At 36.9% G+C, this 14,333-nt stretch carries 12 protein-coding genes; 3 read left to right on the forward strand and 9 right to left on the reverse strand.

Annotated features, from left to right (window positions below; genetic code table 11):
- Window positions 1-212: 212 nt before the first annotated feature.
- From IGK21_RS09985 to IGK21_RS10015, 7 genes are all read right to left on the reverse strand, one after another.
- Window positions 213-1,730: a hypothetical protein gene (locus IGK21_RS09985; protein ID WP_232622382.1), complete on the reverse strand. Its 1,518-nt coding sequence runs from the start codon at window positions 1,728-1,730 to the stop codon at window positions 213-215.
- A gap of 930 nt (window positions 1,731-2,660) precedes the next feature.
- Window positions 2,661-4,001, reverse strand: coding sequence for a type I glutamate--ammonia ligase (gene glnA / locus IGK21_RS09990; protein WP_010718711.1), 1,341 nt, complete (start codon window positions 3,999-4,001; stop codon window positions 2,661-2,663).
- Between the two features lie 30 nt (window positions 4,002-4,031).
- Window positions 4,032-4,424, reverse strand: coding sequence for a MerR family transcriptional regulator (locus IGK21_RS09995; protein ID WP_010718712.1), 393 nt, complete (start codon window positions 4,422-4,424; stop codon window positions 4,032-4,034).
- A 203-nt stretch (window positions 4,425-4,627) separates the two neighbouring features.
- Complete coding sequence (hflX, locus tag IGK21_RS10000; protein ID WP_034698955.1) at window positions 4,628-5,860, reverse strand: GTPase HflX; 1,233 nt, start codon at window positions 5,858-5,860, stop codon at window positions 4,628-4,630.
- Complete coding sequence (gene miaA / locus IGK21_RS10005) at window positions 5,850-6,776, reverse strand: tRNA (adenosine(37)-N6)-dimethylallyltransferase MiaA (protein WP_181915092.1); 927 nt, start codon at window positions 6,774-6,776, stop codon at window positions 5,850-5,852. The genes hflX and miaA overlap by 11 nt, the downstream gene beginning before the upstream one ends.
- Before the next feature lie 7 nt (window positions 6,777-6,783).
- Window positions 6,784-7,518 carry a glycerophosphodiester phosphodiesterase gene (locus IGK21_RS10010; protein ID WP_034698950.1) on the reverse strand — a complete coding sequence of 245 codons (735 nt, stop codon included), beginning with the start codon at window positions 7,516-7,518 and terminating at the stop codon, window positions 6,784-6,786.
- Window positions 7,519-7,988: 470 nt separating this feature from the next.
- Complete coding sequence (locus tag IGK21_RS10015) at window positions 7,989-8,516, reverse strand: hypothetical protein (protein WP_010718716.1); 528 nt, start codon at window positions 8,514-8,516, stop codon at window positions 7,989-7,991.
- Window positions 8,517-8,694: 178 nt separating this feature from the next.
- Between IGK21_RS10015 and clpP the strand changes: the two genes are divergently transcribed.
- Window positions 8,695-9,288 (forward strand): ATP-dependent Clp endopeptidase proteolytic subunit ClpP, encoded by a 594-nt coding sequence (gene clpP, locus IGK21_RS10020; protein ID WP_010718717.1) that lies wholly within the window; start codon window positions 8,695-8,697, stop codon window positions 9,286-9,288.
- Between the two features lie 86 nt (window positions 9,289-9,374).
- Here the strand turns inward: clpP and IGK21_RS10025 are convergent, their stop codons facing one another.
- Complete coding sequence (locus IGK21_RS10025) at window positions 9,375-9,863, reverse strand: gamma carbonic anhydrase family protein (RefSeq protein ID WP_010718718.1); 489 nt, start codon at window positions 9,861-9,863, stop codon at window positions 9,375-9,377.
- 547 nt (window positions 9,864-10,410) lie between these two features.
- Window positions 10,411-11,883, reverse strand: a complete 1,473-nt coding sequence (locus IGK21_RS10030) for a lectin-like domain-containing protein (protein WP_034698948.1) — start codon at window positions 11,881-11,883, stop codon at window positions 10,411-10,413.
- Between the two features lie 497 nt (window positions 11,884-12,380).
- Here IGK21_RS10030 and IGK21_RS10035 point away from each other — a divergent pair, with 497 nt between their 5' ends.
- Window positions 12,381-13,064, forward strand: coding sequence for a helix-turn-helix domain-containing protein (locus tag IGK21_RS10035; protein WP_034700759.1), 684 nt, complete (start codon window positions 12,381-12,383; stop codon window positions 13,062-13,064).
- The gene (locus tag IGK21_RS10040; RefSeq protein ID WP_197538272.1) at window positions 13,055-13,963 is read left to right on the forward strand and encodes an IS3 family transposase; all 909 of its coding nucleotides are present in this window, start codon (window positions 13,055-13,057) and stop codon (window positions 13,961-13,963) included. The genes IGK21_RS10035 and IGK21_RS10040 overlap by 10 nt, the downstream gene beginning before the upstream one ends.
- The last annotated feature ends 370 nt before the right edge of the window (window positions 13,964-14,333 follow it).

A 14,333-nucleotide genomic window follows, 5' to 3' on the forward strand; every position in this document is an offset into this window, starting at 1 on the left:
AGGGTGCCCAATGAGTATACTACAAGCAAATTTGAAGAAAGTCAAGCCTCTAATTTAACGTTGCAGATGTCGTTAGTCATAAGAATAATCCAACGTCATTGATAAATGAAAACAGGTAGTTCACTCTCTAATAAAAAACTGCACGAAAAATAGCACACTCATTCTTTTAGTAAGAACGATTAGCCATACGACTTCTTTACTCATTCACTAGACTATCTTTGATGATCTCTAGAAGATTTTTGTCCTTGTTTTTCAGATGTGTTTGTACTTCTCGTTCTTGCAGCATTGAATTTTTCTGTCCTATTTTTTAACGGTGACATTTTTTCTACATCTAATTGTTTCCAATTTTCTTGTCTTCTTTTCTTCAAATCCTCCACTTTTTTCATTACCTGTTCCTGTTGTTCGGGGGTCAAATTAGAAATTTCAGCTTGAAAACCTGATTTATCTTCAGCTTTAGTTCCCACCTTGCCTACACTTTCTTTAACCAACTCTCTAAATTCTCTTTTATATAATTCAAGGTTTGAAAGTTCCTGTGGATTGCCATGCACAAGATCTGTTTGTGGATGCTGTAACATATTGAATTCAGCATAGTTAGTCAGCAGTTCTACAGCATGGCGGTTAAACTGCCAACGTTCATTTACGTTTTCCACGCTCAAACCAAGATTATGTATAATTTCCCTATATTCATTCTGCCTAAGAGGCAAAACACGTCTTGAAGTACCTTCTATTGTTGTACTATGTGGTATATCTAAATTCTCTTCTAATATAGATACAACCTCGTGTTGTGCAAGTGGAATAACTGGGTCATTCATTTGCTCACGAAGTACTGAAGTGATATCCTGTATCAGGGTAAAAGGACGGCGCATTCTCAACCTTTCTATTTTTATTGAAAGTTCAGTATCCCTTATTGCCTTCATCTCCTCAATTCTTTTCTTTTGTGATTCTTTAATTTTATTACGAGTATCAGGACTGAGGTCAAACAAGTCCACGAAAGAACCAATATCATTAGGTTTCATCTTAAAATTTTCTATTACAAATTCTATATCCTCACTTAAATCAGCCTCATTAACTTTGTAAGGTAACTCTGAATACATTTTTTTAAGACTCTCTGCAACCTCTGTGAACGTCCTTGATGTCATCGACTGTTGCACCATTTCGTTAATTTTTTGTATTCGTTCTTCTTTTAAAAACTTGATTTTACGTCGAGGTTCTTCTTCAATCTCCCTTTTTCTAATTGTTTCACGAAGATTTTCTTTATTTGCTAGTTCTAGCTTATCAATAGTAGAATTTATTTCATCTGGTGTAAAATAGGTTTTTTCAAAGAAGACGTCTAATGCCTCACTTATATCAATATCGTCTATTGGTTGAATAACATTAATTTCCGGATCATGAATCAATTGATTGATAGATGCAACAACTGTATCTATCATCTTTGAGCGATCAGAGAATGAATTGACTTCCTCACTTTGTTTGTTTAAATTTTTATGAACAGCTCTAAGTTTTTCGTCTCTTAATAAATTTTTTTTTCGCACTTGATGTTTTTTCATTGAATTAATTTGTGATGTTCTAACCTGTTCACGAGTATGATCATCCAGATTAAGACGATCTACTACGTAATTGATTTCATCTTTAGAATAAGTACGTAGGTTTAATAAAAATATTTCTTCTTTATCTTCCTCTAATCCTTCATTCATATCTTTGATTATTTGATCTAATTCAACTTTATTCATAAATTTATGCCTCCTTTATAATATAATAATAAGGCAATAACTTTAATTTGAGCATACCTAATTCCCCCCCCAGAAGAAATAGGTATGCTCAAATTAAAAAAATTCAATTATTTATCATCATATACAATCTTCAATGAACTCATTTTTTACTTGTGCGTATCCAGGAGTGCAATAATCACTGTAAGACAAGAATATTCTTAGAAAAATTCTACACACAAAAAAATGAAAAAAATTTTTTTATACTATAGAATAGGTGTGTTATTCATATTTTGCAAATAATTTTCTTTCCATTAAAATTTTAAAAAAAATTTCAATCAGAAATAGCTGTATACTACTCGTAGAGAATGATTTCATTACACAATCCAACCAGTTATTTGTGATTCAGAATAACTTAACATCATCCGTTTCTCATTCTCGTACTCCTGAAGTGTATTCTTCAGGAGTTTTTTGTTGTCCCACCACATAAGTTACTCACCAAACAATGCGCGAACAAAATAAGCCAAAATTTCCTAAAATAAGTCTTCAGCGACTAAGAAATCAGTTAAAACAAACTGTCTTTCTTTTCAGTCGTACTCATTTTTCGTAAAATTTTGGCTTATTGTCCTGTTTATCAAGTTGAGAAGGTTATGAAAGCATCGGTCAGCTCCGATGACAATAAGAAAGAATTTTTTAAAACAGCTTCTCATGTTTTGAAAAATTCAGACTTACTTCAAGGAGCTGATGCTTAAACACCGTGAATCAGAGGTTGTGAAAGAAGCGTTCAGCTCCGAGCGAATAAGAGAGGATTTTTTTAAATAGCTTCTCATATTTTAGAAAATCATCGCTTATTGCTGAGGAGTTGCTTCTTGAACACCGTTTACTCGTTTTTAGAGTGAAGTGAGATGGATCTCTCCAACTCCAGTTATTCGTATTCTAATTGGGTAGCGATAATCAATATAATTCCAAGTATTGTTCTCTTTCCCATTCTGAAACAGTTTGTCTAAAGGCTGCCCATTCTAAGCGTTTTGCTTCGACAAAGTTCGAAAAGATATGTTGTCCCAAAGCATCGATCATCACTTTGTCTTTTCTTAATTCTTTGATTGCATTATGGATCGTTGAAGGAAGATCTTGAATGTGGGCTTCTTCTCGTTCTTCTTCGTTCATCACATAAATATTTCGGTCCACCGCTGCTGGTGGTGTGATTTCATTACGAACGCCATCTAATCCAGCTTGTAATAAAACAGCCATTGCTAGATATGGGTTAGCAGATGGATCAACTGAACGCAATTCCAAACGTGTGGATAAGCCACGTGATTCTGGAACACGGACTAATGGTGAACGATTACGACCGCTCCATGCCACATATACTGGTGCTTCATAGCCAGGAACTAAACGTTTATATGAGTTGACGGTAGGATTGCAAACCGCTGTATAGGCACGAGCATGTTTCAATAGCCCACCTAGGAAATGATACGCTGTTTGGCTAAGTTCTAAATCGCCATCTTTGTCATAAAAGACATTTCCTTCATCATTGAACAAGGACATATTACAGTGCATCCCCGAACCATTGATCCCGAATAATGGTTTAGGCATGAACGTTGCGTGTAACCCATGTTTACGAGCAATTGTTTTAACGACTAGTTTGAATGTTTGAATATTGTCACAAGCATCCACAACGTCTGCATATTTAAAATCAATCTCATGTTGCCCAGGAGCTACTTCGTGGTGAGAAGCTTCTACTTCAAACCCAAGGCTTTCTAATTCTAAAACAATATCACGACGACAGTTCTCACCTAAATCTGTTGGTGCAAAATCAAAATATCCACCTTTATCGTTTAACGTGGTCGTGATCCCACCATCTTCATCTAACTTAAATAAGAAGAATTCTGGTTCTGGACCTAAGTTGAAAGAGGTAAATCCAAGGTTGCGCATATCTTTTAATGCACGTTTCAAATTCCCGCGTGGATCACCTGCAAAAGGTGTGCCATCTGGGTTATAGATATCACAAATTAAACGAGCTACTTTGCCATGATCACTTTCCCAAGGGAAGATCATCCATGTTGAAAGATCAGGATACAAATACATATCGCTTTCTTCAATCCGAACAAACCCTTCGATCGAAGAACCATCAAACATCATTTTATTTTCAAGTACTTTATCGATTTGACTAACGGGTACTTCGACATTTTTGATTGTTCCTAAGATATCTGTGAACATTAATCTTAAAAAGCGAACGTTCTCTTCTTCAATGATTCGTTTAATTTCATCACCAGTTATTTGTTTCTTTACCATGGTATCCCTCTTTCTTTTTGTTTATATTATTCAGTCAAAGAATTGTCGTTGCATTCCTTGCGACTGATAATGCCCAGTTTTACTTAGCCCACCTTGCGCCAATATCTCATCACGAAAAATTTGTCGAACGTCATGATCAGTTAGCGGTTTTTTGCTCTTTTCTTCCTGTTTTTTGGCTTGAGCCATTTCGTAAACTCGTTTGATACCAGCCATATTTAATCCATCAGAAAGATAATCTTTGATCTCTAACAACAAGTCAATATCGTTTAATGAATACATTCGACGATTTCCTTCGCTTCTTTCAGGATGAACAAAATCTTGTTCTTCATAATAACGAATTTGTCGTGCGGATAAATCAGTCAGTTTCATTACTGTACCAATTGGAAATACAGACATTGAACGGCGCAATTCCTTTTCTCCCATCAGACGTCCCCTTTCGTTTAACAAGTTGGGTAAAGTATACCAATCAAAAAAACTACTGTCAACCGCTTATGTCAGGTTTTCTAACATGAGGGTTGGTTTTTTTTACAAAAAAACTTGAGCAACGATTCATTGCTCAAGTTTTCTAACTTTTAAAAAAAGAGAAAATACATAGGTCACTCTGATAAGAAAGAGACAACGACCATTTAACTATTCAGCCATTTAGAAGTTGACTTTGCAAATCCTTTTACTTCATATCCATTTTTTTCTTCTACAAAATGCTCTTTCAAAACGAGGGTTTGTCTTCGTAAAGCACTTAACGTTTGCCCATCCTGACTGGGTACAAAGAGCGTGTATGGCACCATCAATTCCAACAACTGTTGTTTGATCGCTTGTACTAGCTTTTCTTTCCCATCGGTACTTTGCGCCGATATCAATACATTGGGAAAGAGTGAGGGAGTAAATAAGGCTGGATCAATTTGATCCGCTTTGTTATAGACTGTTAATACAGGCATCTCTTCCATCTTTAGTTCCGCCATCAACTGTAATACAGTCTGCTCCTGCAAAATACGATCTGGCGAACTTGCATCAACTACATGTAACAATAGATCCATGGATTGACTTTCTTCCAATGTTGAATGGAACGCATCAATTAATTGTGTCGGAAGATCTTGAATAAATCCAACCGTATCAGTAACCGTAATCTCAAATCCTTCTGCAAATCGCCATTTCTTTGTTAAGGGATCCAAAGTAGCAAATAACTGATCTTTAGAATACGTATCCGCTTGCGTAAGCAAATTAAGAATGGTTGACTTCCCCGCATTGGTATACCCAATCAAACCAATTTGAAAGATTTCACTAGACTGTCTTTTTTGGCGGTTTCTCGCTCGATGCGCTTCTACAGCCTTCAACTCACGTTTTACCCCTAATATTTTATTACGGATATGACGTCGATCCGTTTCCAATTTGGTTTCCCCAGGTCCTCTCGTTCCAATTCCACCACCTAATCGAGACAATGACTTTCCTTGTCCAGCTAAGCGTGGTAAAAGGTATTCTAATTGAGCTAGCTCTACTTGCAACTTTCCTTCTTTCGAACGGGCTCTCATGGCAAAAATATCTAAAATCAACTGAACTCGGTCAATGATAGGGATTCCTACTGCTTCTGAGACTAGCTGACTCTGGCGAGGGGTCATTTCATGGTTAAAAATAATCAGATCCGCTTCATGAGCATCCGCTTGTTGGATCAATTCTTGTAATTTACCTTTACCGATAATGGTTTGACGATCGACTTGCGGTCGTTTTTGCGTCAACGTAAATACTACTTCCCCAGAAGCTGTATTGGTCAGCTTGCTCAATTCTGCCATCGATTCTGTGAAGTATCGTTGATTCTGTTCTGTCTCAACACCTACGATGATCACTTTTTCTTTTTTATTCGTCATCTTTATCCTCCAACCACGTTCTGATCAATTGATCAATTTGCTCCATACTACTGGACTCTGCTAATAAGTCAAACCAATGTGCATCAAGACGATTACGAAACCATGTTAATTGTCGCTTTGCATACCGTCTCGAGTTCATCTTCAACTGCTCCACAACGTTTTCTAAAGATTCTTCTCCCTTAAAATACGGATAAAATTCTTTGTATCCAATACCTTGACTCGCTTGGACTTCACCAAGTTCATACACAAAACGTGCTTCTTCTAATAAGCCTTCCTCTAACATACTATCTACACGTTGATTGATGCGCTGGTATAACAAGGCTCTTTCGGTATTAAGACCAATCATACAATAATCATAAAGACGTGCGGGTTCCTCTTGCGGTGTTGTGATACTATAGCCAGTCACTTCAAATACTTCTAAAGCTCGAATCACTTTTCGTTGGTTGTTCCAATGAATTTTTTCCGCTGCTAGCGGATCTTTTGTTTTCAAATACTCCCAAAGTTCTTTTTTACTGAGTGTTTCAGCTAATTCTTCATATTTTTTTCGTACCGCTGTGACGCTTTCCTCTTTTGAACCCAATTGAAAATCATAAAGCAAAGATTGAATATACAACCCTGTTCCGCCAACGATCATCGGCAAATGGCCACGTTCTGTGATTTCTGTGATCAATTTTCGTCCAGCTTTTTGAAAATCTGCTACGGAATAAGTTTCATTCGGTTCGATGATATCAATCAAATGATGGGGAATACTTTCCATTTCTGACGTCTTTATTTTAGCTGTTCCGATATCTAATTTCTTGTAAACTTGCAGTGAATCCCCACTAATAATTTCACCGTTAAATTTTTTAGCCAATTCCACGCTAAGCGCTGTTTTCCCTACCGCTGTAGGTCCAACGATTACTAATACTTTTTCCATTATCATCCTACTTTTTCATTGTTTGTTTTATCCAAAATGCTTTTTGGGGAAAGTCTGTGATTATTGCATCTAGTTGTTGATCGAAACATCGTGTCATCTGCTGGTCGTCGTTGATGGTCCAGCATCTGATCGATTTGGGGAATGTCTCCATGGATGGCAAATGCTCCAAGTACCAGTCACCTCTAGGATGAATCCCTTCTATCCAAGGAGTATCTTCAGCTAACTGTACTTTCTTTTGTGACGTACTTAAAAGAAGATCCAGCTGTGCCTGAGGATCAATTTTTACTACTCGTTCCAATGTATGAAAGTTAAAACTGCAGTACGCATGTCGAAAAGGCCATTCCACTGCTTTTAATTGTTGAACTACTTTTTCTTCGATGCCAGCATACTCATATTTATCTGTTTTGATCTCGATCATTACCGTTCCACGATAATTCATTTCCCAAAAAAGATGCAAGACCTCTTTCAAAGTTGGCACTTTTGTTGCCTGAAACTCTGTATTGAACCACTTTCCTGCATTCAACTTTTTTATCTCTGCTAATGTTTTTTCCCGTACCAATCCTTTGCCATCCGTCGTCCGATCCACTTCCTCATCATGAATCACCACGATCTGCTCATCTTTCGTCAAATGAACATCTAGTTCAATCCCATCTGCACCTATTCGAACAGCTTCGGCAAACGCAGGCAATGTATTCTCTGGATGGGTACCACTACTTCCACGATGCGCAAAAATCTGAACCATTTCATCACCACTTTCAGTCTCTTTGATTGTACCATAGGAAAAAGGCTGTGAAAAAGTCGTAATACTTCAAATGGTTAAGAATGAGGTTGACTTGTCATTCTAAAAAATGAGTAAACGGTATTCAATAAAGAACTACTCAGCAATAAGCGATGATTTTCTAAAATATGAAAAGCTATAAAAGTCCTCTCTCATTCGCTTAAAGCTATTCTTCGACGATCAGACAAAAATCTCAAAATATGGGGAGCTGTTTCGAGATTTTCATTCTTCATACTCAGGGCAAACTGCTGTTTTCACAATCTCTCATTCATAGTGTTTCATCTATCGAAAAATAAGCCGAAAAAACCAAAAATATAAGGAACTACTTTTGGATTCTTCGGCTTATTTCTAAAAGCTAGACAATTCTGTCACAACCTTGACTTTACAAATTATAAAAGTTTTTTGATCCTCTTCGATCTCAACTCAAAAAACAATTAGCTCCACACATTATCATTTGAGAAAAAGCCAATGGGTTGTCGCGTGACACTTTTTAATTGCGCTTTTTTTTCATTGATCATTTCCGTCAGATTATCCGTGAAGTTTTCTAAGATCACACGTCCACCTTTATAAGCATAACCGCCTATTTTCATCGTTTCGTCAGGAGAAAGAACGACTTTACGGTGCGCAATGTTTTTAAATAACTCCTCTAAGATGTAATTTGGAAGATAAAAATTATTTTGTGCAGCAAATGACTGTAAATAAGCAAAATCATCAATAGTGATATAACAATCATCAAATGCATCAAAGCTGACATATTCATCTAACAGTGTTGCTCTTTTTTGCAAGATTTCATTGATTTTTTTATTTAGTTGATTCAAAGTCTCAATCTCTTTGACTTTTAATTCTAACTCCCGTCTTCGTTGCTCTTTGTTTTCAAGATGGCGCATCTGAACAACCATCCCGATATATACTAAAATAGCTCCTAATAAAACGCCGATTAAGCCTACGATGCCAACTACCAATTAGTGTTCCTCCTTGCTGTATTCTTCTATTTCATCATAACATAAACGTGCAAGCACAGACTATTTTCTAAAATTTTTTTATTTGACCTTTATTGACCAAGAATATATACTACTTTTTAGGTAGAAGAAATGAATTTGTGTTACACTATTTGTAAAGAACTTAAGGAGGAACCAAATTATGAATTTAATCCCTACAGTTATTGAGCAATCCTCTCGTGGCGAACGAGCTTATGATATTTATTCACGCTTATTAAAAGACCGCATTATCATGTTAAGTGGTCAAGTGACTGATGATCTTGCAAACTCGATCATTGCTCAATTGCTTTTCCTAGATGCACAAGATTCTGAAAAAGACATTTATCTTTATATCAACTCTCCTGGCGGTTCTGTTACTGCTGGAATGGCGATTTATGATACGATGAATTTTGTTAAAGCAGATGTCCAAACCATTGTGATGGGTATGGCTGCTTCTATGGGTAGTTTCTTACTGACAGCAGGTAAAAAAGGCAAACGTTTTGCTTTACCAAATGCTGAAATCATGATCCATCAACCACTTGGCGGCGCACAAGGTCAAGCGACAGAAATCGAAATCGCAGCTCGTCACATTTTACAAACACGAGAACGCTTGAACAAAATTTTAGCAGAACGTACTGGTCAACCTCTTGAAGTGATCGAAAAAGATACCGACCGTGATAATTACATGACTGCTGAACAAGCGAAAGCATACGGTTTGATTGATGAAGTGATGGAAAACAGTGCTGGATTAAACTAATATCATTTGTAAACTAAAAGGACGATGGGACTGCTCGATTGAGCGGCTCATCGTCCTTTTTTCAGTTGGAACGAAAGCTCGGTTTTTCAATGCTGTTCTTTAAACTTCCCTTCGTTATATTGTTCTCCAAGTTCAACGTAATGTTGAATATTTTGGCGATTCTTTTCAATCTCTTCTTCCGTTAAAGGACGAATGACTTTAGCTGGCCGACCAAACGCTAATACGTTGGGCGGAATGACCTTGCCTTCGGTCACTAAAGAACCAGCACCAATCAAACTATTTTCACCGATCACTGCATGGTTCAAAATAGTTGATCCCATACCAATCAACGCGCCTTTTTCGATGGTGCAACCATGAAGCATACATTGATGTCCTACCGTTACATTTTCAGCAATTTCAACTGGTGCATCATGGTCCACATGAATAACAGTACCATCTTGAATATTCGTTCTTGCTCCAACTTTAACCGTATTGCTATCCCCACGAATCACCGCTTGATACCAAACTGTGACCGATTCTGCGAGCTCTACATCGCCAACAACAGTTGCATTCGGTGCAATAAATTTTTGACTCATTTTTACACATCTCCTTTTTTGGCTTATTTCCAATTATAGCAGAAGATGGATTTCTCCTTCAAAAAGACTAGCAGCTATTATTTCATAGTCCCTTCAAGCACGCCTACTCTCTAGGGACTGAGACAAAAGTTGTCTCAGTCTCTTCTAGTATCTCTAAAAACGAATAAACGACGTTCAAGAAGCAACTCCTCAACAATAAGCGATGATTTTCTAAAATATGAGGAGCTATTTTAAAAAATCCTCTCTTATTCGCTCGGAGCTGAACGCTTCTTTCACAGCCTCTTGTTCACGGTGAGACAAAAGTAGCATCTTCGGAAAATTTGCCGAAATTTACCAAAAATTTGAGAAGCACCAAGTAGGTAACAATCAACATCAAAAACGAGTTTTTGTGTTTCTTGTCAATTTTCGGAAATTCCTTCTTATTTCTTGATGCTGAACACTTTTGTCTCAACCTCTCGTTTTTACACAACTAAAGAGCTCAGAACAATCTTTCGTGTTCCAAGCTCTTTCCTTTTATCTATATGCTATCTAAACTGGTAGCTAAATTTTATCCATTTACTTTAGAAATATTGATTGAGCCGATATAGCCAGCTTTATAGTTTTCCACATTGATTAGTGGGCTTGTTTCTCCTTTATTTACTTTAAAAGTAGTTGTAAGTCGATAGTATCCTTTTTCTTCTAAAACCCCATCTCTCATCAATGTGGTGTTAAGGAGTTCACGACTATCTTTAGACGAAGTATCTTCCTTCAATGCCACTTTTACATAATGGTCACTCAACATATCTACCACCGGTTTCACATAAACGGTTACTCGATAAGTTGCATTTTCTTCTAAAGCTTCACTACCGTTAAAGATTTTATATACACTAGCATGCTGATCAGCAAAGAAAGTATAGTCACCTACTAAAGCATTCACAGGATCTTTCACTAGTTCAATATCATCACCTGAGAACATTTTCCATCCAGCAGTTTGTCCGTCAGGCCAAGTATCATTGATTTTCACCGTTACATTAATCGTTTTTCTAGCCACTTCATTTACACTATTTTTCACTTCATAAGTGACTTGGTATTTTCCAGGAATAGAGGAATCAACGTTGTTTTCTACCACTTTGATTTTGTCTGTGATGTCTCCGTCAACACGATCATAAGCACTTAGATTGATTCGTTTGTCATATGGATCAAATAACTCATCGTGCAAAATTTCAATATCATTTGCATGTAACTCTGGTTTTTCAAAAACAGCTGCAAATTGATTGATTCTGACAGTATGCGTATTGAAGTGTTCTCCTGTTGCAGCTCCAATCGTAAAAGTATATTTCTTTGATTTATCGATGTTTGGATTTTTCAATTCCCAATGTTGCCCATCATAATCTGCAGTAATAAGTTGTTGCTTGCTATTCCATTTTAACGTTAATTTTTTAAAAGTATTTGGCGTGAATTTAATTTGTTGCATAGGAGCTAAAGCGGTTAAAAATCCGCTGTTGGCATCTGTTGAAACAAAGCCTCCATGAGCACCAACCATTTGAGCATGGTTGAAAGAAGTATCCGCATCATCTCTATCTGGCGCTTTAGAATAGGTATCCAATTCAAATCCAATTCCCTTTTTCAGGCCTCTGATACCTAGACCACCACCATTAGCTCCAATGTCGCCAATTGCTCCTTGGTGGAAAGCCACACCTACCCCATCAGCACCATTTACATTATCACCTAAATTGACATCCATATCCAACAAGAAATCATAGTTCATATCAAGGGAGACGATTCCAGATATTGTTCCTTTTTGAAATTGTTTCGATTGAGTAAGACGAGCTGTATGGGAATCAAGTTGGACGGCACTTCCATTAAATGCGACGATGTCTTTCAAATCAAAATTATTTTGATCCACATTTTGGGAGATAGCAATATTTTTATTGACTAAAACATTACTAGTTTCTGCATTTACTGACAATCCAACAACACTTACCCCAATTAATCCAATAGTTCCTGCACATACTTTTTTATAAAAGGTCTTTTTGTTCATAATAAATAACACTCCCATTCATATAGTTATTTTTTATACACTATCCTTTTCCGTTTTATCTGCATTTCACCATCTCTTTTCATTCTTTTAGTAAACAATTACGCGTAAAATTCATTTACTAGCAAGCATCCAGTAGTAGAAGCATTTTTGAATGCTATTTCGCCTCCCTTGATCTTTTTTCTACTACAAAATTATCGTAACGCTCAGATCCTATTATTTTTATTTTGTATAGTAGTCCAACAAATAAAAAAAGAGGTGAGACAAAAATGTTTAGCTTTAATAAATAAGAAGGGATTTCTGAAAATTAACAAGAAGCATAAACACTCGTTTTTTGCTGTTGATCGTTACCTACTTGGTGCTTCTTATTTCTTGATGCTACTTTTATCTCACTGTTTATTCGATTTTTAGAGATACTAAAAGAGACTGAGGAAAGTTTTGATATGCTCCCCCTATATAGGACACTGAAATATAAAAGTCCTGTATAGGGGGGATTTTGTATGCCGAAAAGAAAGATGAAACTCACTCCAGAAAAACGAGTAGAACTAGTAGAAAGCTATTTGAATGGTGAAGACAGTATGACCAGCCTAGCTCGCACTGCAGGCATTAGTTGGGCTGCTTTAAGTAACTGGGTTATGCTTTATGAGAATGAGGGGCCTACTGGCTTATTAGCAAGACGAAAGAATACACACTATACGATTGAAACAAAGATTCAGGCTGTAAATGATTACCTAAATGGTTTAGGGAGTCTGTCGGAAATTACTAAGAAATACGGACTAAGACAGTCTAAACAACTACGAAATTGGATAAAGATATATAATACTCATGGAAACTTCAAAACAGAAAGCGGTGGAAGTCAAATGAGTCAATCAAGAAAAACAACCTTCAAAGAACGGGTGGAAATTGTCCACTATTGTATTGTGCATGATCATAACTATGGCAAAACGGCTATCAAGTATCAGGTATCGTACCAACAAGTACGTAATTGGGTACTAAAATATAAGGAAATGGGCGAAGCCGGCTTAAAAGATCGTCGAGGACATCGAGCTGGAACAGAACCCAGTCGGACACCAGAAGAAGAAATGCGTGATCGACTGGCTGAACAAGAACGCAAAATTAAACTGTTAGAAATGGAAAATGACCTCTTAAAAAAAGTCAGGGAGTTAGAAAGGAAGTGGGACTAGACCTCATCCGTCATATCTTTGAATACCAAGCAATTAAGGAACTCCATGATCTCAAAAATTATTCGATAAAATTAATGTGTGATTTTTTACACGTCTCCAGATCAGCGTATTACCGTTGGTTAAAGCAACCAAAATCAGCTCAAACTATCTTTAACGAGCACCTGGCAGACCTAATAAGATACATCTATGAAGCAGATAACGACAAGGGGTATCGGAGAATCCGTGACGATTTGGTTCAAAACTTTGGTTTGCACGTCAATGACAAAAGAGTCTTGCGGATTTGTCGTAGTCTTCAAATTAAATCTACCGTCAAACACCAGCCAAGCGGAATTACTAAAGCGTCCAATAATCCTTATCATATTGCCAAGAACTATCTAAATAGAAATTTCCATGCAGATAAACCAAATGAAAAATGGCTAACTGATATCAGTGAATTCAAGTACACTCTAGGAAACCAAGTAAAAAAAATTTATCTTAGTGCCATTCTAGACTTAGCAGATCGGCGTATTGTTTCTTTCGTCATTAGCGATAGAAATGATAATAAGTTGGTTTTTGATACCTTTGACGAAGCGATTCGACTTGAACCTGTGGCTCATCCGCTATTCCATAGCGATCGAGGGTTTCAGTACACCAGTAAAAACATGAGAAATAAAATCAAAAATCAAGGGATGAAACAAAGCATGTCTCGTGTAGCCCATTGTATTGATAATGGGCCAATGGAAGGGTTCTGGGGAACATTGAAACGTGAAAAATACTATCGTCGTAAATTTACAAGACGCGAAGATCTCGTATCGATGATCGAAGATTACATCAACTACTATAACAATGGCCGTTATCAACGATGCTTGAAATCCAAAACGCCATTACAAGTTCACCAACAGCTTTTAATGGCAGCGTAATAATCGTATCTCTTAGATGGGTGAAATGTCCTTTGTTTCGCACATCTGAGGGATACGCCAACCAAGCGCAGCCGAGGTTTAAACAATGAAAAACAAAAGAACTGTTTGCCACAAAATTAGCAAACAGCTCTCTAAAAATTTTATTATATTTCCGTGTCCACTTGACGGGGAGCCAACCATTTTTCCTCAGTCTCTCTATTCTAAAATTCTTTCTTATTTGCTCGGAGCTGATCGCTTCTTTCACGACCTCTTGGTTTAAACGGTGTTCAAAGAGCTGACCTTCGGCGATAAGTCAAAAAATCTCAAAACATGGAGAGCTGTTTCGAGATTTTCATCCTTAACGCTCAGGTCAAAACGCTTTTTTCACAAC

Source organism: Enterococcus sp. DIV1421a (assembly GCF_051711025.1).
Taxonomy (GTDB): domain Bacteria; phylum Bacillota; class Bacilli; order Lactobacillales; family Enterococcaceae; genus Enterococcus_B; species Enterococcus_B hirae.